Annotated in this window: 16 protein-coding genes; 9 read left to right on the top strand and 7 right to left on the bottom strand. The window is 59.1% G+C overall.

The window, feature by feature from the left end; translation table 11 throughout:
• From B3605_RS10375 to B3605_RS10395, 5 genes are all read right to left on the bottom strand, one after another.
• Positions 1–230, bottom strand: a 230-nt coding sequence (locus B3605_RS10375) for a helix-turn-helix domain-containing protein (RefSeq protein ID WP_296433694.1), incomplete at its 3' end; no start/stop codon positions are given.
• Positions 231–397: 167 nt separating this feature from the next.
• Complete coding sequence (locus B3605_RS10380; RefSeq protein ID WP_296433696.1) at positions 398–682, bottom strand: hypothetical protein; 285 nt, start codon at positions 680–682, stop codon at positions 398–400.
• Positions 683–837: 155 nt separating this feature from the next.
• Positions 838–1998: a fumarylacetoacetate hydrolase family protein gene (locus B3605_RS10385; protein WP_296433697.1), complete on the bottom strand. Its 1161-nt coding sequence runs from the start codon at positions 1996–1998 to the stop codon at positions 838–840.
• A 196-nt stretch (positions 1999–2194) separates the two neighbouring features.
• Positions 2195–4039 carry an IlvD/Edd family dehydratase gene (locus B3605_RS10390; RefSeq protein ID WP_210297112.1) on the bottom strand — a complete coding sequence of 615 codons (1845 nt, stop codon included), beginning with the start codon at positions 4037–4039 and terminating at the stop codon, positions 2195–2197.
• A gap of 133 nt (positions 4040–4172) precedes the next feature.
• On the bottom strand, positions 4173–5084 hold the full coding sequence (locus B3605_RS10395) for a helix-turn-helix domain-containing protein (protein WP_296433700.1): 912 nt from the start codon (positions 5082–5084) through the stop codon (positions 4173–4175).
• Positions 5085–5170: 86 nt separating this feature from the next.
• Here B3605_RS10395 and B3605_RS10400 point away from each other — a divergent pair, with 86 nt between their 5' ends.
• The 6 genes from B3605_RS10400 (at position 5171) to B3605_RS10425 (ending at position 11919) form a co-directional block, all read left to right on the top strand.
• A complete protein-coding gene (locus tag B3605_RS10400; protein WP_112819054.1) occupies positions 5171–6445 on the top strand; it encodes an ABC transporter substrate-binding protein in 1275 nt (424 codons plus the stop codon).
• Positions 6446–6512: 67 nt separating this feature from the next.
• Positions 6513–7373 carry a carbohydrate ABC transporter permease gene (locus tag B3605_RS10405; RefSeq protein ID WP_018901637.1) on the top strand — a complete coding sequence of 287 codons (861 nt, stop codon included), beginning with the start codon at positions 6513–6515 and terminating at the stop codon, positions 7371–7373.
• Complete coding sequence (locus B3605_RS10410) at positions 7370–8206, top strand: carbohydrate ABC transporter permease (protein ID WP_018901638.1); 837 nt, start codon at positions 7370–7372, stop codon at positions 8204–8206. The genes B3605_RS10405 and B3605_RS10410 overlap by 4 nt, the downstream gene beginning before the upstream one ends.
• A gap of 14 nt (positions 8207–8220) precedes the next feature.
• On the top strand, positions 8221–9306 hold the full coding sequence (locus tag B3605_RS10415; RefSeq protein ID WP_112941959.1) for an ABC transporter ATP-binding protein: 1086 nt from the start codon (positions 8221–8223) through the stop codon (positions 9304–9306).
• Between the two features lie 55 nt (positions 9307–9361).
• Positions 9362–11365 carry an aldo/keto reductase gene (locus tag B3605_RS10420; protein WP_296433705.1) on the top strand — a complete coding sequence of 668 codons (2004 nt, stop codon included), beginning with the start codon at positions 9362–9364 and terminating at the stop codon, positions 11363–11365.
• A gap of 200 nt (positions 11366–11565) precedes the next feature.
• The gene (locus B3605_RS10425) at positions 11566–11919 is read left to right on the top strand and encodes a DUF2147 domain-containing protein (protein ID WP_409457182.1); all 354 of its coding nucleotides are present in this window, start codon (positions 11566–11568) and stop codon (positions 11917–11919) included.
• A 1-nt stretch (position 11920) separates the two neighbouring features.
• On the opposite strand, the gene B3605_RS10430 is transcribed toward B3605_RS10425, so the two are convergent.
• The gene (locus B3605_RS10430) at positions 11921–12226 is read right to left on the bottom strand and encodes a hypothetical protein (protein ID WP_183794207.1); all 306 of its coding nucleotides are present in this window, start codon (positions 12224–12226) and stop codon (positions 11921–11923) included.
• Positions 12227–12601: 375 nt separating this feature from the next.
• Between B3605_RS10430 and B3605_RS10435 the strand changes: the two genes are divergently transcribed.
• The 3 genes from B3605_RS10435 to B3605_RS10445 all read left to right on the top strand — a co-directional run bounded on the left by B3605_RS10435 (position 12602) and on the right by B3605_RS10445 (position 19272).
• Positions 12602–14995 carry an autotransporter outer membrane beta-barrel domain-containing protein gene (locus B3605_RS10435; protein ID WP_296433709.1) on the top strand — a complete coding sequence of 798 codons (2394 nt, stop codon included), beginning with the start codon at positions 12602–12604 and terminating at the stop codon, positions 14993–14995.
• Positions 14996–15719: 724 nt separating this feature from the next.
• Positions 15720–17228, top strand: coding sequence for an ATPase domain-containing protein (locus B3605_RS10440; protein WP_112941956.1), 1509 nt, complete (start codon positions 15720–15722; stop codon positions 17226–17228).
• On the top strand, positions 17200–19272 hold the full coding sequence (locus B3605_RS10445; protein WP_296433712.1) for a hybrid sensor histidine kinase/response regulator: 2073 nt from the start codon (positions 17200–17202) through the stop codon (positions 19270–19272). The genes B3605_RS10440 and B3605_RS10445 overlap by 29 nt, the downstream gene beginning before the upstream one ends.
• 406 nt (positions 19273–19678) lie before the next feature.
• Here B3605_RS10445 and B3605_RS10450 read toward each other — a convergent pair whose 3' ends face one another.
• Positions 19679–19858: a hypothetical protein gene (locus tag B3605_RS10450; protein WP_112941955.1), complete on the bottom strand. Its 180-nt coding sequence runs from the start codon at positions 19856–19858 to the stop codon at positions 19679–19681.
• Between the last annotated feature and the right edge of the window lie 648 nt (positions 19859–20506).

The raw sequence follows: 20506 nt of genomic DNA on the forward strand, positions 1-20506 counted from the left end.
GAAGGGTCCTGTTGAAAGAAGAAACTTGGTGTGGTGTTCAAAACCTCGGCGATGCGTTGTAGGCGGCTCGCCCCGATCCGGTTCATTCCCTTTTCATACTTCTGCACCTGCTGGAACGTCACGCCGATCTGCTCGGCCAACCGTTCTTGGCTCAGTCCCAGCAACTGCCTGCGCATTCTGACCTGAGAACCCACATAGCTATCGATTGCATTCGGTGTCTTTGCATTCATCCTGTATTTCCTACGCTGGAACCAAAGCGAAACAGTCCCCGGCAAACCGGCTCTATCCAGCAACAACAGTTTGTCTTAGCAAGCGTTCAATTTCAACCTCAGGATTATGACGATAAGGTGATCTGTGCAAAAAAAGCCTGAAGATGCGCGCTGGACGTGTGCTGCTTTCAATCTCTACCGCCAAAGCGGATAGGCCGGATTACCCGGTGAACAATCTTCAGCGTTCGGTCGGGCTGGATCATGTAGGTCTCCTCGACCTCCTGGCCGTACTGGTCGATAAAGCTGTGCGGGAAGGTAGAACCAATGGGCGACTTTGTGAGCTTCGTCCGCGGCTGGCCACTATAGATGATGCTGCCGGGAATTGGCGTCAGCCCCGGGGCGAAATAGTCCTTGCCCGTCGTGCATCCTGCCAAGACGATCAAGGCGATCATTGCAACCGCAGTCAGTTTCATCGCGCTCTCATATCTTCGCTTCGCTTATTCGTTGCATATATGGTTGCGGTCCGAAATAGACAGGCGCTCAAGGGTTATACCGGACGTTTTTTGATGGCGGTCGCACGCCGCCACCGAGGCCCGCTTGTCCGAGTGTCCCTACATGTGGTCGGCAGCTAGAGCAGTCCGCGTTTTGCCAGATTAGCCATCAAGGCGCCGATGCCAAACGTCCATGGCGGGCAGTCATTCGAGCGGCGAACCGTATTGACGAGTGAGCCGAGGCCGGGCGACGAAATCTCCACGACGTCGCCGATCTTATGGGTAAAGCCCTGGTTCGGCGTGTCGCGGTCCTTGGTTGGCGCAAACAGCGTCCCGAGAAACAGCATGAACCCGTCGGGATACTGGTGATGCGCGCCGCAGGTCTGGCGGACGAGATCGGTCGGATCGCGGCTGATCTTCGACATCGAACTTGTGCCGTGAAGCACAAAGCCATCTTCACCGGTCACCTTCAGGTCGAGCTCGGCGCTGCGCACCGCATCAAGATCGAAGCTGTCGTCGAGCAGGCGAATGAAGGGTCCGATCGCACATGAGGCGTTGTTGTCCTTCGCCTTGCCGAGCAGCAGCGCCGATCGCCCTTCGACATCGCGCAGGTTGACGTCGTTGCCGAGCGCCGCGCCCCGGATCTCGCCGCGGCTATTGACCGCGAGCACGATTTCCGGCTCCGGATTGTTCCAGGTCGAGACCGGATGCAGTCCGACATCGGCACCCCAGCCGACGGAGGAGAGCACCGGCGCCTTGGTGAAGACTTCTGCATCCGGGCCAATGCCGACCTCGAGATATTGCGACCACATGCCTTCCTCGATCAACGCCTGCTTGACCTTGGCAGCATCGGGAGAACCGGCCTTCAAATTGTTGAGGCTGCCGCCGATCAGCGTGCTGACACGTTCACGGATAGCGGCTGCGCGATCAGGATTTCCCGCAGCCTTCTCCTCGATAACCCGCTCGATCATTGACTGCGCGAAGGTGACACCGCAGGCCTTGATCGCCTGCAGGTCGACAGGTGCGAGAAAATAGGGGTGCGTCTCATCCGGTTTGCCAGAGCTGTTTGCGGCGATCCCCTCGAGCGTTCCAAGTGACTTGCCGTTCGCCGAGCGGACAAAGGCGACAAGATCAGGTCTCTCCAGGAGCGCGCTCATCGTGGCGACAGTTTTCGAGGTGATATCGATCACCTGTTGATCGCGGACAGTGACGAGGCTCGGGCCTCCCACGTCAGGGTTCCAGACACGGCCAACAAACAGACCACCCGAGGCGGCGGCGTCGAGAAGGGTGTAAGACATGATATTGTTCCGTCACGCGAGCGATGGACGCGCTCTATGAGCCAGGGATGCGCCGCCCTCCAACCCAGCGGCAGCAAAATCGATCACATTCGTGACCGCCGGGCAAGGCCGGATTGCACGGAGAACGATCGTTTGATGGCGCGCATGGGCCGGTGCCCACCAAGGCATCGGCCCACGACGGGACAAGACGATCAGATTAGTGGTTATCGCGAGGGATGCCCTTTGTCTGGGCGATCCGCTGATACTTCACCGCCGGCTCCAGCACCGCGCCTGTTTCCATCTGCCCGACATAGGAGCGCTGAATTTCCTGCCACGGCGTCTGGCTTTCCGGATAGACATAGCCGCCGGCCGCCACCAGTTCCGCGCGCCGCTTGGCGATTTCCTCGTCGCTGATCAGGATGTTGGCGGTTCCCTTTTTCAGGTCGATACGCACCTGATCGCCCGTCTGCAGGATCGCAAGCCCGCCACCTGCGGCCGCCTCCGGCGAGGCATTGAGGATCGAGGGTGAGCCTGATGTGCCCGACTGGCGGCCATCGCCGACGCAGGGGAGCGACGAGATGCCCTGTTTCAACAGGTAATCCGGCGCGCGCATGTTCACCACTTCGGCAGCACCAGGATAGCCGATCGGGCCGGCGCCGCGCATGAAGAGAATGGTCGCGGCGTCGATGGCAAGCGACGGATCGTCGATGCGGTGGTGATAATCCTCCGGCCCGTCGAACACGACGGCGCGGCCGGTGAATGCTTCCGGGTCATTGGGATTGGAGAGATAACGGTCGCGGAACTCCGGCGAGATGACACTGGTCTTCATGATCGCAGAGGAGAAGAGGTTACCCTTCAGCACGCGGAAGCCGGCGCGCTCCTTGAGCGGCCGGTCGAATGGCCGGATGACCTTTTCGTCTTCGATCATCGAGGCCGTGTAGTTCTCGCCGACCGTCTTGCCGTTGACCGTCATCGCGTTGGTATCGAGGTGGCCGTGCTTGATCAACTCGCCCATGACGGCGGGGACGCCGCCGGCGTGGTAGTAATCCTCGCCGAGATATTCGCCGGCCGGCTGGAGGTTGACGAGCAGCGGGATTTCCTCGCCATGGGTCTGCCAGTCGTCGACCGAGAGTTCGACGCCGACATGACGGGCAAGGGCGTTCAGGTGGATCGGCGCGTTGGTCGAGCCGCCGATCGCGGAGTTGACCTTGATCGCGTTGATGAAGGCTTGCCTGGTTAGGATGTCGGATGGCTTCAAATCCTCGCGTACCATCTCGACGATGCGCAGGCCGGTCTCGTAGGAGATCTCCTGGCGATCGCGGTAGGGCGCGGGGATGGCGGCAGCACCCGGCAGCTGCATGCCAAGCGCTTCGGCAAGCGAGTTCATCGTGGTCGCCGTGCCCATCGTGTTGCAATAGCCGGTCGAGGGCGCGGAGGAGGCGACGAGCTTGACGAAGCCCTGGTAGTCGATTTCGCCGCGCGCCATCATCTCGCGCGCCTTCCAGACGATCGTGCCCGAGCCCGTGCGCTCGCCGCGGAACCAGCCATTCAACATGGGGCCGACGGACAACGCGATCGCAGGGATGTTCACGGTTGCCGCGGCCATGAGACAGGCCGGCGTCGTCTTGTCGCAGCCGATCGTCAGGACAACGCCATCGAGCGGATAGCCGTAGAGCACCTCGACAAGGCCGAGATAGGAGAGATTGCGGTCTAGGCCGGCGGTCGGGCGCTTGCCGGTTTCCTGGATCGGGTGGACCGGGAACTCGATGGCGATCCCGCCCGCATCGCGGATACCTTCGCGCACGCGCTTGGCAAGTTCGATATGGTGGCGGTTGCATGGCGATAGGTCCGAGCCCGTCTGCGCGATGCCGATGATTGGCCGGCCCGACTGCAGTTCTTCCTGGCTGAGGCCGAAGTTCATGTAGCGCTCGAGATAAAGCGCGGTCATGTCGGGATTGGCCAGATTGTCGAACCATGCCCTGGAGCGAAGCTGCGGGCCCCCGGTCTTCTCGTCGATTGCGGTGTCACTGGATGAGGCGGGTGTTTTCTCGACCACGATCATTTTCCTTGGTTTTGCTGCGGTATTGTCATGCGGTTAGCCGATCGGTACCTCCAAGTATCATCGGCAACATGGCGGATTGTCGGCGCGCGAAACGGACTGAGGTGATTCCGGCAACGTTTACGACGTTGCCTCCTCAGGCCGGAACGTATTGCGAGATGAAGCGCGAGTCGCGACGGAAATCGGAAGGCGACATGCCTGCGATATGGCGGAAGGATTTGTTGAAGGCGCTGATCGAGCCAAAGCCGCTATCCATTGCCACCTGCAGCACATTCGCCTCTTCGTTCATCAGCATCGCCTGCGCGCGCGACAGCCTGAGCAGGTTGACGTATTTGCTGAGCGTCATGCCCGTCGTCTTCTTGAAGAGGTTCATGGCGTATTTCTGATGCAGGTCCGCCGCCCGCGCAATATCGACCGAATCGATCTCGTGCAGAAAGTTCAAGGCGATGAAATCACACATGCGCGCGACGCTGCGCGACGATTGCGGATAGGCCTGCTCGACATCATCCGTCGCCGACAAGCCGTTGGGCGCAAGCATGGAATAGGGCTCGAGCACGATGCGCTCGATGCGCAGAAGCATCTCCTCCACAGCGTGTTGCGCTTTGGCGGCATCGCCGGATTTCGCATAGGCCACCCAGCGCGGAAAGTTCTCGATGTCGGCGGCATCGGTGGCGGAGGTGAAGAGAATCTCGCCCTTCATCAACCGGCTCGAAATGTTGATCGGCACCCGCATGCGAAAGAAATAGACCAGCGGCAGATGCCCGCCGGCATAGATCGAATCATCACTGCTCTCGTCCATCTGGTGCGGCTGCCCGCCCCAAAACAGGCACATGTCACCGGCCTTCATGCTGATGTCGTGGCCGTTCATGCGGTAGTGCACCTCACCACGCATGATGTAGTTCAGCTCCACCTGCACATGCCAATGGGGCATGAGCATCGGCGGCGGATGGTTGTGAAACATCTGGAGTGCCGTGGGCAATCCCTCGATGCTGCTCGCTCCCGGCTGATAGACAGCCCTCTGTTCAATCTTACTTTCCGCCAAATCCATATTCCCTTTTTAGGAGACAGCGGCTCCCTTGCGGTTAGTGTAGTCACGTTCGCTAAGGGACGGCAATTGAAAAGGGAGGATTTTCAATGCGCTTCAAACTTATCGGTGCAACCGCTGCTGTTGCACTTCTTGCATCCGGCTCCGCATTCGCGCAGTCGGCCAATCTCACCATCTGGAGCTGGAACGTCGCCGCATCGGCGCTGAAGTCCACGCTCGAGGGCTTCAACAAGCTCCACCCAGATATCAAGGTGACCGTGGAAGATCTTGGAAACCAACAGGTTTTCGATAAGATGCTGGCGGCCTGCGCTGCTGGCGGCGAGGGTCTTCCTGATATCGTCACGGTCGAAAACTTCGAAGCAGAAATCTTCTGGAATCGCTTCCCGGATTGCTTCGCCAACTTGAAGGACCTCGGCTATACGGCTGAAATTCAAGCGAAATTCCCTGAATTCAAGCGCACCGAGCTTGAAGTGGGCGATGTCGCCTATGCAATGCCCTGGGATTCCGGTCCGGTCGCGGTCTTCTATCGTCGTGACTTCTATGAGAAGGCCGGCGTCGATCCTGCATCGATCAAGACCTGGGACGATTTCATCGCCGCCGGGAAAAAGATCTCGGCCGCCAATCCAGGCGTCGTCATGGCCCAGGCCGACTTCAACGGCGACAGCGAATGGTTCCGCATGATCTCCAACGAGCAGGGCTGCGGCTACTTCTCGACCGATGGCCAGAACATCACCATCAACCAGCCCGCCTGCGTCGCCACCCTTGAGAAGGTCAAGGAGATGAAGGACGCCGGTACGCTGACAGCTGCAATCTGGGACGAAAAAATCCAGGCCAACACCGCCGGCAAGGCTGCCAGCCAGATGTATGGCGGCTGGTACGAAGGCACCGTGCGCTCGGGTTCGCCCGATCTGTCGGGCAAGTGGGGCGTCTACATGATGCCGAGCCTGACGCCGGATGGGCCGCATGCTGCCAACCTCGGCGGTTCGTCGCTGGCGATTGCCGCCAACTCGGCCAACAAGGAAGCCGCCTGGACCTATGTCGATTACGCGCTCGGCACCAATGAAGGCCAGGTCGCGATGCTGAAGTCCTTCGGTCTTGTTCCCTCGCTGCTTACGGCGGTGCAGGATCCGTTCGTCAACGAGGCGCAGCCCTATTGGGGCGGCCAGAAGGTCTGGGCCGATATTCTCTCGACCCTGCCGAAGATCAAGCCGAGCCGCGGCACGCAGTTCCAGACGGACGCTGACGCGATCTACAAGGCAACGCAGACCAAGTATTTCGCCGGCGGCTATCCCGATGCCAAGGCGGCACTCGATGATGCCGCCAAGCAGATCGAGACCGCCACCGGTCTTCCCATTGCGGAATGAGTGACGATGCCGGGCATCCTTTGGGTGCCCGGCTTCCATCTCTCGCTTCGACTTTGAGGAGAATGAAATGCCGATCCGCAATCGGAGCGCATACTTTTTTCTTGCGCCCTATCTGCTCGTCTTCGCCACTTTCTGGCTATGGCCCATCATCAGCTCGTTTCTGATCTCGTTTCAGAATACGCGCGTAAATCCCTGGAAATTTAGCGCTTCCGTCAATTGGGGACGCCTGATCGGCGATCCCGCTTTCTACAATGCGCTCTACAACACGCTCATCATCCTGGTGATCCAAGTGCCCGTCATGATCGCGCTTGCGACACTGATGGCCGTCCTGTTGAACTCGCCGCTTCTGAAGGCGCGCCCGCTCTATCGCTTTGCCTTCTTCGCGCCCGTCGTCGTCGGTGAGGTGGCCTATGCCGCCGTGTTCCGGCTGATGTTCAGCATCGATTTCGGCATCGTCAACAAGCTAATCACCTCGGTCGGCCTGTCTCCCGTTTCCTGGTTCGACAACGCCAATGCCGCGATGGCACTCGTCATCATTGCTGTTACCTGGCGTTGGGCGGGCTACAACGCCATCATCCTGCTCGCCGGTCTGCAATCGATCCCTGACGATGTCTACGAGGCGGCAACCCTCGACAAGGTGTCGAAGACCAAGCAGTTCATTCATATCACTCTGCCGCTCCTGAAGCCGATAATCCTGTTCTGCGTCATCCTGTCGGTTATCGGAACTATGCAGCTCTTCGCCGAACCCTTCCTGATCACCAATCGCGGTGGTCCTGGCGGCGGCACCGAGACGCTTGGCCTGCTGCTCTATCGCCAAGGCTTCCTGTCGCTGAACTTCGGCTACGCGTCGGCGATCGCCTACACCATGGCCATCCTCGCCATCACCATCTCGCTGCTCAATCTGTGGGTCGGGAGGGAACAGAAATGAAGTCCAAGTCCCAATCCAAGATGCTGCAGACCGTGCTGCTGCATGTCGTGCTGACGCCGCTTGCCATTGTCTGGCTGTTTCCGATCTGGATGATGTTCGTCTTCTCGACCATGCCGGATTACGGCATCTTCAGCCCTGACATCGTGCTTTGGCCGTCGACGAACTTCGTCGAGAACTTCAAGAACCTGCAGGCTGATACCGATTTCGTCCGTGCCATGTTCATCTCGGTGGTGGTCGCCTCGGTCTATACCTTCCTGTCGGTGCTCTTGACGTCAATGGCCGGCTGGGCGCTTGCGCGCTATCGCTTCGTCGGAAAGTCCATGGTCGTCGCCATCATTCTCGGCACCATCACGTTGCCCTTCGCCGTCGTGGTCATCCCGCAGTTCATCATGGTGGCGCGCGAGTTCAAGCTCGCCAACACCTGGGTGGCATTGATTGTCCCGCCGCTGTTCAACTCGCTTGGCGTGCTGTTCATGCGCCAGGCCTTCTCGATGATGCCGGCCGAACTCTTCGATGCCGCGCGTGTCGAAGGGGTCAAGGAGCGGCAGATCTTCCTGCGGATCGCTTTGCCGCTAGCACGCCCGACGATGGCGGCTCTCGCCATCATCCTCTTCCTCGCGTCGTGGAACAACTACCTCTGGCCGCTGCTCATCAATTCCAAGCCTGGAATGATGACCGCGCCGGTGGCGCTCGGATCGCTGATCGGTCTCACCAAGGTTTCATGGGGCGGCATCATGGCCGGTGCCATGCTGCTCACCGCGCCGATCCTCGTGGTCTTCGTGTTCCTGCAACGTCACTTCATCGCCGGCATTTCGGCCGGCGCAGTCAAATAGTCGGGGAACGCCTGATGTCTGAACTTTCTTTGAAAAATGTGGTCAAGCGCTTCGGCGCGCTCGAGATCATCCATGGCGCCGATCTCGACGTGAAGGATGGCGAGTTCGTCGTCTTCGTCGGCCCGTCGGGCTGCGGCAAGTCCACGCTGTTGCGCATGATCGCCGGGCTGGAGGATATCTCCGGCGGCGAGATCAACATCGGCGGCAAGGTTGTCAACGATGTCGAGCCAGCTGACCGCGGCATCGCCATGGTCTTCCAGTCCTATGCGCTCTATCCGCACATGACGGTCGAGGAGAATTTGAGCTTTGGCCTGCGCATGAACGGCAATCCCAAGGCGGATACCGAAAAGCGCGTGAAGCATGCAGCCAACATCCTGCAGATCAACGAGCTGATGCAGCGGCGCCCAAAACAGCTCTCAGGTGGCCAGCGCCAGCGCGTCGCGATCGGCCGCGCCATCGTGCGCGAACCTGAGGTCTTCCTGTTCGACGAGCCGCTGTCCAACCTCGATGCTGAGCTGCGCGTGCAGATGCGAGTGGAGATTTCGCGACTGCACAAGCAGCTCGGCACCACGATGATCTATGTCACTCACGATCAGACAGAAGCGATGACGCTCGCCGACAAGATCGTTGTGCTCCGGTCCGGCAACATCGAACAGGTGGGTGCGCCGCTCGATCTCTACGACGATCCCGCCAACCAGTTCGTCGCCGGCTTCGTCGGATCGCCGAAGATGAACTTCCTGAAGTCCAAAGTGATCGAGGCGGGGGGCGGAACGGCCACCGTCGCCATCGCCGGCGAGCCGAACGTTCGCCTGACGCTGCCGGTCACTTCGGCGGTCGAGAAGGGCGCTGACGTCACTATTGGCATCCGGCCGGAGCATTTCAGCGATGCCGGGCAGGGCGACACGGATCTGACCGTCTCCATCGATGTCGCCGAGCACCTCGGCAATACCAGCTACATCTACGCCACCACGAAAGGCGGCGAGCAGATGATCATCGAGCGCCCGGAATCACGCACAGCCGCCGAGCGAGACACGCTGACCGTGGGGCTCTCCGCAAAACGCGTCTTCCTGTTCGACAGCGCGGGAAAACGCCTGCGCTAAGACAATTCCATCCCAAGACTTGCAACTGACTGACATGAAAGAAGAGGACTTTCCCATGAGCTCAGATCAACCGATCCGCTGGGGTATCATCGGCCCGGGCACCATTGCGCGTACCTTCGCAGATGGCATCGCGCATTCGCGCACCGGCAAGCTCGTCGCTATTGCCACCCGCAACCCCGAAAAGCCAGGTCTTGCCGAAAACTTCCCCGGCGCCCGCATCGTCAAGGGTTATGACGCCCTGCTCGGCGACAGCGAGATCGATGCGGTCTACATCGCCGTGCCGCACACCGGCCATGCTGAATGGGCGATCAAGGCGATCCGGGCAGGCAAGCATGTGCTCGTCGAAAAGCCAATCGCGCTTACCGCCTACGATGCCGATGCCATCTATCATGAAGCCAAGAAGGCTGGCGTTTTCGCGGGCGAGGCCTTCATGTACCGCGTCCATCCGCAGACGGCCAAGATCGTAGAACTGGTGAAATCCGGCGCCATCGGTGCGCTGCGCATTATCCGCACCAGCTTCGGCTTCAACATGGGTACGTTCCGCCCCGAACACCGCCTGTTTGCATACGAGACGGCCGGCGGCGGCATTCTGGATGTCGGTGGCTATCCGGTCTCCATGGCGCGGCTGATCGCGGGGGCGGCCGAAGGCAAGCCGTTCTTGGAGCCGGAGAAGGTCGCGGGTGTCGGCCATCTCGGCCAGTCTGGCGTCGACGAGTGGGCGTCCGCCGTGTTGCAATTCCCCGGCGGCGTCATCGCCGACGTCTCGTGCTCGATCATGGCAAACCAGGACAACACGCTGCGCATCATCGGCTCGGAAGGCCGCATCGAGGTCAAGGACTTCTGGTTCGCTTCGGGCCACAAGGGCGGCGTCGGCAAGATCGAGCTCTTCAAGGGCAACGAGCAGCAGACGATCGAGGTCAAGGAAGACCGCTGGCTCTATTCGTTCGAAGTCGATGCGGCAGGCGATGCCATCCGCGCCGGCCAGCAGGAGTTCTCCTCTCCGGGCATGGGCTGGGCCGATTCCGTCGGCAATCTGCGCGTGCTCGACCAGTGGCGCGCGTCGATCGGCCTGGAATACAGCGTCGAGAAGGCGGCAAAGCGGGTGAACAATCTTGCCGGCGACAAGGTCGCGCTCGGTAACAGCATTCCCAAGCGCGCCATCCCCGGCATCTCCAAGCCCGCCTCAGTCGTTACCCTCGGTTTTGAGTTCTTCCCGAACTTCGCCGCCGCCTCGCTTACGCTCGATGCCTTCTATGAAGCCGGCGGCAACGTCTTCGACACCGCCTTCGTCTATGGCGGCGGCAAGACCGAGAGCATTTTCGGCGACTGGCACACCAGCCGCAATGTCAATCGCGAGGAGATCGTGCTGATCGGCAAGGGCGCGCATTCGCCACTCGTCTATCCCGATGTCATCGCCAAGCAGCTCGACCAGTCGCTTAACCGTTTGAAGACAGACTACGTCGACATCTACTTCATGCACCGCGACAACACCGACGTTCCGGTCGGCGAGTTTGTCGATGCCATGGACGCCGAGGTCAAGCGTGGCCGCATCCGCGGCATTTTCGGCGGTTCCAACTGGACCCGCGAACGCATGGATGAGGCGGCGGCCTACGCCGCTAAAAACGGCAAACTGGCGCCGGCAGCGCTGTCGAATAACTACTCGCTCGCCGAAATGCTCGACCCGATCTGGGCTGGATGCGTGACGTCGTCGACCGACGAGTGGAAAACATGGCTCAACGAGCGGCAGGTGCCGAACTTTGCATGGTCCAGCCAGGGCCGTGGCTTCTTCACCGACCGTGCCGGTCGCGACAAGCAGGACGACGAGGAAATCGTTCGTTGCTGGTATTCCGACCGCAACTTCGTGCGCCGCGACCGTGCAATCGAGCTCGCGGCCAAGCTTGGCCGCAGCCCCATCCACATCGCGCTCGCCTATGTCATCGCGCAGCCGTTCCCGGTCATTCCTTTGATCGGACCACGCACGATCGCCGAGCTGGAAGACAGCCTCTCGGCGCTCGATATCAAGCTGACACCAGAACAGGTGAAGTGGCTCGAGGCATAATCGATCGTCTTTTAAGATGATGTGAGAAAGCGGGAATTCGGGCTCCGGACTCCCGCTTTTTTTCTGGCGTTCGCCGCTATTCGACCTATATCGGTCTCAACGCTCCCACGAAGGGTCGGAGCAGCGCCCGGATGGGCGCAATTCGCGCGATCGGCCGCCCGCGACCCCGCGCTCAGGCATGAACGATATAGGAGCATCCCATGAAATCGCTCTTTTCAATCGCAGCGCCCCTGGCGCTCGTGACGCAGCTGGCGTTGATGCCGATCGCCTCGGCCCAGGAGCCGGTAGTCGGTGTTTGGAAGACGCAGGTTGGAACGACGGCGACGATTTCGGAATGCGGCAATGGCTACTGCATCACCATGAAGACCGGCGATCATGCCGGCCAAAAGATCGGCTCGTTTACCGGCGAGAACGGCAATTTCACCGGCACGATCATCGAGCCCGACAGCAAGAAGACGTTTGACGGCGTGCTGACCGTATCCGGCGACACGGTGAAGATGCGCGGCTGCACGATGAAGGTCATCTGCCGCTCGCTGATCTGGACGCGCCTCTAAATTAGCGGCGCAGCCCCTCGATGATGGCCTGATATTCGTGCGCAAGCGAGATTGCCGCTTTTGCAACCACGGGATTGATCGAATTCCGATCAACGGCCTTTGAGCATGCCTCGAACAGTCCGCGCAGCTCGCATTCGATCTCGGACAGTTCGGGATACTGCTTCACAAGTACCTGCGGAAGCAGTTTTGCTTTCGTTTTCATGGATTTGGAACCGATCCATGTATCCGGCGACGCAATCGTCGCATTTAAGATGGCGGTTTCAAGCTGTCCGGTTGCACATACGATGTCAGTGACCAAAGCCGTCATTCTTCCCTCCAAGCAAAGGAAACCCGAAGAAGACGATGCATATCTCGTGCCAAGCGCAATTTTTTGGTCAGGCGGCGCCGGCCGCATGAAATCCTCTGGGACGGGCCCGCCCGCAAGCCATCGAAATTTACCATCAGGATAGATTGGCAGTTCCAGGCCGCGATTTTGGCCTCTATCCATTAGACAATTCGCAAATACTTTTTTACGTTGTGATTCTGGGGCAGAGGGGACAAGTCCATTATCAATCGTTGGCGCCTATTTCGTCATCACAAGACTGGCTACGGCGAGTATATCGTCGGGGCGCACTCCCTCCGCGGCCTCCAAAATCCGCAAGCACTCCTGCTTTGCACCGCCGCCCTTCTGGCGCCTGCCTATTTGCAGGCACAAGAGCGCGTCCCTTATGATGTTGCTCCAGGCGCCACGGTCTCGGGTGGTGCAGGGGGCGCGGGCGGAGCGGCGAGTGGTTCGCCGGGATCCACTGGCGGCGCAGGTGGTGGGGGTGGCCCCGGTTTCCTCGCAAACGTTCCGACCGCGATCACAATCGGCGCAGGCGCGACAGTTACAGGTGGTGCCGGCGGAGCCGGCGGATCTGGTGGTGCGTTCGGCACGGCAGGGGCGGCTGGCGCGGGCGGTGTCGGCATTATCGGCAGGGACCTTTCGATCATCAATGGTGGCGCGATCAACGGCGGATTGAGCGGTGATGGCACCACGCGTGCGGACGGGTTGCAGACGGGCGGCTCGACTTTCCTCGGATTTTCCACCGGCGCGACGCTTCTTGGCGGTATTCTGATTTCAGATGGCGAACTGAGTGTCGCAGCAAGCAACACGACCATTGCAGGCGCGATCAGGGGCGGCGGCGCGCTTGCCCTGCAAAGCGGCCTGCTGACCCTTGGGGGTGCCAACAGCTACGCAGGAGATACGACCATCAGCCCCGCCGCTACCTTGCAGGCGGGCGCCGATAATGTGTTGTCTCCAGTGAGCGGTTTTATCGTCAACGGTAGTCTGGACCTCTTAGGACATGTAGCGACAGTCGGCTCGCTCTCGGGTGCCGGAAGCGTGGGCACTTCGGGCGGTGCAGCGACACTGACCATCGATACGGCAGCGTGGCGGCAGGTCGCGTTTCTTGGCGGCTTCTCTGCGGGTCCGCTCGGGATCGTCAAGACGGGCGCCGGCACGCAGGTTTTTTCGGGAACGGCATCTTACACCGGCTCGACCATCATCAATGGCGGCACCTTGGCCATCAATGGCATGGACCTGTCGAGCTCGAGCTCGCTCACGGTGAATTCCAGCGGCACGATCGCCGGCTATGACAGCACCTTGCCGTCGACGACTGTAAACTCAGGCGGCTTTATCTCGCCTGGTAGCACCGGCCACGATATCGGCCTTCTGTCTATCGCAGGCAATCTGCTGCTGGCGCCTGGCTCGACCTACCGCGCGGACATCGGCTTTATCGGCCCTATCGGCACGAGCGATCTTCTTGACGTCACTGGCGTGGCCACTATCGGCGGCTCCTCCCTCGACCTCGTCGGGTCCTTCTTTCGTCCGGAACGCTACACGCTGATCACGGCGACCGGCGGCATCAGCGGCTTCTTCGCCAATACGCCACAGCAGCTCCCGCTTGCCGACCTCGCCTTCGCCTACGATGCCTCCAGCGGCTATCTCGACGTTACCTATAACGGCCAGCCCATCACATCCGCCATTGCAGCGCGAACCTTCGCACGCATTGGCACTGGAACCGGCGTGCAGTCATTAGGCTCGGGCAATGAGGTTTTCGATGCGATCGTGGGGCAAGTCTCTACGACTGCCATCGACGCTGCCCTCGATCAGCTCTCGGGTCAGAGTTACGCATCCATCCGCTCATCGATGATTGACGACAGCCGCTTCATCAGGGACACCGTCAACGATCGTCTGTATGCAACCGCACAGACGGTGCAGAGCGAAGGATCTGCGAGCGGCTTCTGGGTTCAAGGCGTTGGCTCTTGGGCCAACCGTGACTTAACCTCGGAGGCCTCCGGTCTCGACCGCTCCATTGGAGGTTTCTTCCTCGGCGGCGATGGTCAGATGAGCGACACCGTCAGGATCGGCCTCTCCGGCGGCTACAGTAGATCGGCTTTCGACGATGATGGTCGCGGTGCCCGCGCTAACAGTGACGATTGGTATATCGCAGCCTACGCGGGGGCGGACCTCGGCAGGGTCAGGGTGAGAGGCGGCCTTGCCTACGCCTGGCACGACGTCGATACGACACGCAACGTTGTCTTTCCCGGCTTCAACGAAAGGCTCTCAGGCAATTACAATGCTGCAACCGCTCAGCTGTTCGGCGAGGCCGGATACGAGATTGAGCTTGGTCAGGCAACACTCGAACCTTTCGCCGGCGCCGCCTACGTCAATGTGCGCTCCAACGGCTTCACCGAGAGCGGTGGGGATGCGGCGCTCCAGGTTGGCGATGGCAACGACAATGTCGGGCTCACCACCTTGGGGCTGCGAACAACCTCGGCCTTTTCCCTTGAGAATGTGACGGTGGAAGCGAGGGGAATGATCGGTTGGCGCTATGCGTTCGGCGATCTCGCGCCGGTCGAGGTCGTCGCCTTTTCCGGCGGTTCGCCCTTCGGTGTGAGCGGGCTCGCGGCGACCAGGAATGCTGCGCTCGTCGAGCTCGGATTTGATGCCCTTGTTTCGGACAATATGAGGCTTGGGCTGTCCTACAATGCAGCTTTGTCCCGGGACGTCGTCGATCAGGCTGTGAATGCGCGGCTGTTGGTGACGTTCTGACGAACTCCACCCCGCACGCTCAGCGAATTCGACTTCCCCGTCTGGCGCGCAATAAAACGGCCCTCAAGGACAGGATTGCCAGCGCTTAGAATTTTTACTTGGGCATCGGTCGATCAACGCGCTGAAAAAAAGTAGCGACCACATCAAAATTGGCGCTTCGGATGGATATTGGTAAGGCGGTCGGAGCTGTGCCTTTGGCTGAAGGCGAGGGGCTGCGACTATCGACAAACACAGCCTCTCTAATCTCCATCTCGGTATCTCATCCCCGTGACGCTTTAAAGTTAGCGAAAATTCGTGAACAGAATGTTATCCAACGCGCAGCTAAAGCCACACGGGCCTCGGCAGGGGCTTGGCTGAACGCGTTACCGCGCCAGGCATCAACTCAAGCGAGGATCGCACAAGCCCCGCGAACTCATCGGGCGTATGCAGGCCCGTGATCAAACGGGCAACTGCGGAAAACGATGCGGCGGGCTCCGATCCACCCCGAGCTATGTTGATACGTTGCGGGCCCGTCGTTGGGAAGATGCTCTGCATCGTGAACACGCGACTACCGTGCTTTCCTCCGCCTTCGATCGATAGTGGCGCCTCTCCCAATTACGTTCAGCTTTGTCGCATGCCACCTCGGGCGAACATATACCTCGATGTATAGACGTGGACAGATGTGCGGCGCGATCCTTGTTAGGAGAGCAAATCGCTCTAAGTGTGTACGTGTTTCGGAGGAGTTATGAACGAATTGACCGCCAATAAAGCAAAAACGGGCGTTGAAGGTCTGGACGATATTCTATCTGGTGGTCTTTCTCGACGACATGTTTTTCTAGTTGAGGGCTCACCTGGAGCCGGAAAGACCACCATTGCCCTACAGTTTCTATCTGAGGGAGCTGCCCGTGGAGAGAGATGCCTTTATATCAGCTTGTCTGAGACCGAAGAAGAACTCCGCGACGGAGCCGCTTCCCATGGGATCGAATTGCCTGACGTTTTGAAAATATTCGAGTTGGTCCCACCCGAAAGTCTGCTCGACCCCGATCAGCAGCAGAGCCTGCTGTACTCGTCTGATCTTGAGCTCGGCGAGACGACGAAGCTGATCTTCCAGGAGTTCGAGCGGGTAAAGCCGCAGCGGGTGGTGATCGACAGTCTCTCCGAAATCCGATTGCTAGCGCAGAGTTCCCTCAGGTATCGCCGCCAGATATTGGCATTGAAGCACTTCTTTTCTAGGTCCGATGCTACGGTCTTGCTCTTGGACGACATGACAGCCGACACGCTGGACAAGACTGTACACAGTGTCGTGCACGGTGTGATCCATCTTGAACAACTCGTTCCCGAGTATGGCGCCGAGCGTCGCAGGTTACGTGTAATCAAGTACCGTGGCCAATCTTATCGCGGCGGGTACCATGATTTCATCATCAGGACGGGTGGTGTTGCGGTCTTCCCGCGTTTGCGGGCAAGCGAACACCGAACCGGGTTCGAAAGAGTCACTCTTTCCAGCGGTATCAGTGAGTTCGACGATCTTCTGGGGGGAGGTGTCGAACGGGGTTCGAGCACGTTGCTTATTGGACCAGCGGGAACGGGCAAGAGCTTGTTCGCGCTTCAATTCGTTCTGGCAACCGTCGCACGGGGTGAAAAGGCTGCACTATTCCTCTTCGATGAAGAGATGGGCTTGCTGTTCACAAGAACCAAGGCTTTGGGTTTCGACCTGGAGAAATTACGCGATGAAGGTTCCATTCACATTGAGCAACTCGATGCGGCCGAACTATCCCCGGGCGAGTTCGCGCAACGCGTACGCGACCGCGTGGCAAGCTACGACGCCAAGACCGTCGTCATCGACAGCGTCAATGGATACCAGGCTTCCATGCCGGAGGAAAACGCGTTAATTCTTCATATGCATGAACTGCTGCAGTACCTTAATCGGCAGGGTGCAAACACGTTCTTGACCGTTGCGCAACATGGGTTGGTTGGAGACATGAAGTCTCCTGTCGATGTCACGTATTTGGCTGACACTGTCGTTCTGCTTCGCTATTTTGAGGCTTTGGGGAAAGTGCGTCGAGCGGTATCCATCATCAAAAAGCGAACCGGCAGGCACGAGGACACGATCAGGGAGTTTGGGATCACCGAAGAAGGGTTGAAACTCGGCGAGGCCCTTAGCGGTTTTCAAGGTGTGCTACGGGGAGTTCCAACGTTTGTTGGAGAGAAAGGTCCGCTTCTACCGCGTGTTAGGGAGGACGACGACAATTCATAACACAAACGCTGCCGGCCTCATTTACGCACCGCTGGGGCGTGATGCGCAGATCGCGGCCGGGCTACTTGCGGAAGCGGGTATCCGCGCGGAAATCGTGCCCGATCTCGTCGATTTCGTCGCCAAGCTCGGGGAAGACATTGCCTTCGTCGTGATCACCGAGGAGACACTGCGTTCGGCTGATCTACGCCCCATCTCCGAGTGGGTAGAACGTCAGCCAAGCTGGTCCGACCTACCGTTCGTCGTATTGACCGCCCGCGGGGCTGGTCCCGAGCGAAATCCCCAGGCGGCGCGGCTGTCGGAGATACTGGGCAATGTCAGCTTCGTCGAACGGCCCTTCCACGCGACCACGTTCGTTAGTGTGGTCAGGTCTGCACTGCGAGGGCGACGTCGGCAATATGAAGCACGCCAGCGGATTATCGAGCTTGATGAAGGAGAGCGGCGTCTTCAAACAGCATTGGAGGCGGGCAGGCTTGGAGCATGGGAGCTTGACCTAGACACCGACATTCTTACGACGTCTGCCGCCTGCCGTGCGATTTTTGGTCGGGGTAATGCCGACATTTTGCTGTTTGACGAGATGGTGGGCGCCGTTCACCCGGAAGACCTAACAAGATTGACCTTGGCACTCAACGAAACGAGGGAGACAGGAGCTGACCTTGCAATCGATTACCGTGTAATCTGGAGCGACCGCACCGTTCATTGGATCGAGATGCGGGCTCAGCGCTACAGAGACAAAGCCGGGAGGGCGACTAAGATCGTCGGGGTTTCGGCTGATATTACCGCTCGGTTGGAAGCGGAGCAGCAGCAGCGACAATTAAATGAGCTGCTCGAGCAGCGTGTGGAGGAGAGAACCCGGGCGTTGGAGCAGGCGCACGCAATCGTGCTCGACGAAGTCAGTCAACGCGAGCGGGCTGAGGAGCAACTTAGGCAAAGCCAAAAAATGGAGGCAATTGGGCAACTGACAGGCGGCGTCGCCCATGATTTCAACAACCTACTGATGGCAGTCCTCGGCAATCTCGAACTGTTGCGCAAGCGTTTTGCGGATGACGAGAAGGCTACGCGCCTTGTCGACGGTGCAATGCAAGGCGCGAAGCGCGGTGCATCTCTCACCCAGCGGCTTCTGGCGTTTTCCAGGCGGCAGGACCTCAAGGTCGGGGCCGTCGATCTCGGACAGCTTGTCGCGGGTATCGAGGATATGCTCAAGCGGTCGGTGGGATCGACGGTGACCGTAATCACATCAGTGCCGGAGCATCTACCGCCGGTTTGGGCAGATGCTAACCAAGTTGAACTCGCTCTTCTGAACCTTGCGGTAAATGCGCGGGATGCAATGTCGGAAGGCGGAACCATTCGGGTCGAACTTAAGACTGCCGAAGTCGCCAGCAGTGCTAACGGCCTAAGCCCCGGAAGCTACGTTGTCCTTTCGGTCGCCGACAATGGCTCGGGGATGGACAAAGCAACACTGGAAAAGGCAACTGAACCATTTTTCTCGACGAAAGAGCTGGGCAAGGGAACGGGACTGGGTCTTTCAATGATCCACGGCTTGGCGCTCCAGTTGAAAGGCCGATTGAAACTGGACAGCGTCGTCGGGATCGGCACGACCGCGGAGCTTTGGATACCCGTTTCTGACGTGTTGCCAACCGCTGCCGCCACTGAGGACTTGGTGCCCACGTCGAGGGCTGATCTGAAAAAACCTATCCGAATTCTCTTTGTCGATGACGACGCGCTCATCGCGATGAGTTCAACCGATATGTTGCTCGATTTGGGTCACGACGTCGTGGAAGTCCATTCTGGAGAGGAGGCGCTCCAGCAGCTGCAAGATGACGCGACATTCGATCTGCTTATTACAGACTATTCAATGCCTGGGATGAACGGAGGCGAGCTTGCTACAGCGGCTCGACAGACAATCTCAAATCTACCTATCCTCATCGCGTCCGGATACGCCGACCTTCCACCCGGCGTCAGTCTCGATGTCGCCAGATTGGGAAAGCCGTACAGCCAAGACCAACTTGCCAGCGCTATCGGGAAGGTCATGGCAAACATCCGCTGAAGTCCGAGCAACTAACTTACTTATCTGCGCCGGTGATTGTCGCATTGGCAGCGCCTGGTGCAACGAGTAACCCGTGGTCCGCTAGTTGATCGAGCGAGCGTTGAAGGGCGGCGGAGGGCTTGCTTTTGCTGCCGAAACGGGCCTCAAGCTCTCGGGCAAGATCGATTGGATCTCCCATTCCGTCCTGGACGAGCCTGATCAGCGCTTGCGCTTCGATGTTAGGCGGAGATGACGCCCAGACTTCGTCGCTATACCCTCCTTCGGAAAGTACCGATCTTATGACTTTGAGTTGAGGCGTTGTGATATATCTTGGGATTTGGGACACAATCCGTCCACCCTACATTTCGAGTTCTCAAGCGCCTGTGGAAGATGAGCAGGCTTGGGTAAGCCCACCCGATCCACTGGGTCAGTCACGCGGTGCCAGAGCGTCGCGTTCAGCAGACAGCTGCCGATAGATGATATTGAGTTCGGCGTGTCTGGCTTCCTTGATATTGGGCGATGCCATTTCGGCGTCCAGCTTTTTTAGCTGCCGTCCGATTTCTTCGGAACGGACTTTGCCATTATCGGATGTCTTGAATTCAATCATCGCCAACTCCCCGTGCTTAATGCCTCAGGCCAATTCGACGGAACTGGCTACAGCCGCATCGTTCTCTCAGTTAATATGGTGCGCTTCAAAATTATTTCAATTTGATTTAAAGAATTCAAATTGACGCTTTGAACGACAAAGTGGTGAGGGCAGGAATTCAAGCTGCATCGAACCCCGATAGCACGCGCGCCGTCTGCGCCCAAGCTACAGACCCCTTCATTCGTTGACGGGCGATGAGGAGCCCGTCGGACTGGATGCCTCATCCGCTTTCGCAGCCAGCTCATCGCTCGCAGTCGAGCGGTCTTTGCATCACGCACGGCACGTTGAGATTGACTAGCGCAGTAGCGAGTTCAAGGGTCTCAGATCTATCTCGGCCTTCACTCGCGGTCATTGACGTTCACATAGCGAAACTTGAACTAGAGGGTCACCACTATGGCCATGACGCTGCGCCAGTGACTGGTCACGACCAGCGTCCGTATACTTGGACTGTGTGAAGTCGACGGCGGTTGTAAGAGCCTGGTGCCCATCAGAGCTATCGAATGTCTCGATGACGGGTCCGGAATCAATTGAACGGCGGCGATAATGAGTTCGATATCCAAATCACACAGGGAAACAAGAAAGTGGCACTAGGTCCTGTTGACAAAGTAC

This window comes from Rhizobium sp. UBA1881 (assembly GCF_002338015.1).
Classification (GTDB): domain Bacteria; phylum Pseudomonadota; class Alphaproteobacteria; order Rhizobiales; family Rhizobiaceae; genus Rhizobium.

What these genes read in the sequence shown, in the direction of transcription:
- B3605_RS10380 (WP_296433696.1), bottom strand. Translation starts at nt 682, where the DNA reads ATGAAACTGACTGCGGTTGCAATGATCGCCTTGATCGTCTTGGCAGGA.
- B3605_RS10385 (WP_296433697.1), bottom strand. Translation starts at nt 1,998, where the DNA reads ATGTCTTACACCCTTCTCGACGCCGCCGCCTCGGGTGGTCTGTTTGTT.
- B3605_RS10390 (WP_210297112.1), bottom strand. Translation starts at nt 4,039, where the DNA reads ATGATCGTGGTCGAGAAAACACCCGCCTCATCCAGTGACACCGCAATC.
- B3605_RS10395 (WP_296433700.1), bottom strand. Translation starts at nt 5,084, where the DNA reads ATGGATTTGGCGGAAAGTAAGATTGAACAGAGGGCTGTCTATCAGCCG.
- B3605_RS10400 (WP_112819054.1), top strand. Translation starts at nt 5,171, where the DNA reads ATGCGCTTCAAACTTATCGGTGCAACCGCTGCTGTTGCACTTCTTGCA.
- B3605_RS10405 (WP_018901637.1), top strand. Translation starts at nt 6,513, where the DNA reads ATGCCGATCCGCAATCGGAGCGCATACTTTTTTCTTGCGCCCTATCTG.
- B3605_RS10410 (WP_018901638.1), top strand. Translation starts at nt 7,370, where the DNA reads ATGAAGTCCAAGTCCCAATCCAAGATGCTGCAGACCGTGCTGCTGCAT.
- B3605_RS10415 (WP_112941959.1), top strand. Translation starts at nt 8,221, where the DNA reads ATGTCTGAACTTTCTTTGAAAAATGTGGTCAAGCGCTTCGGCGCGCTC.
- B3605_RS10420 (WP_296433705.1), top strand. Translation starts at nt 9,362, where the DNA reads ATGAGCTCAGATCAACCGATCCGCTGGGGTATCATCGGCCCGGGCACC.
- B3605_RS10425 (WP_409457182.1), top strand. Translation starts at nt 11,566, where the DNA reads ATGAAATCGCTCTTTTCAATCGCAGCGCCCCTGGCGCTCGTGACGCAG.
- B3605_RS10430 (WP_183794207.1), bottom strand. Translation starts at nt 12,226, where the DNA reads ATGACGGCTTTGGTCACTGACATCGTATGTGCAACCGGACAGCTTGAA.
- B3605_RS10440 (WP_112941956.1), top strand. Translation starts at nt 15,720, where the DNA reads ATGAACGAATTGACCGCCAATAAAGCAAAAACGGGCGTTGAAGGTCTG.
- B3605_RS10450 (WP_112941955.1), bottom strand. Translation starts at nt 19,858, where the DNA reads ATGATTGAATTCAAGACATCCGATAATGGCAAAGTCCGTTCCGAAGAA.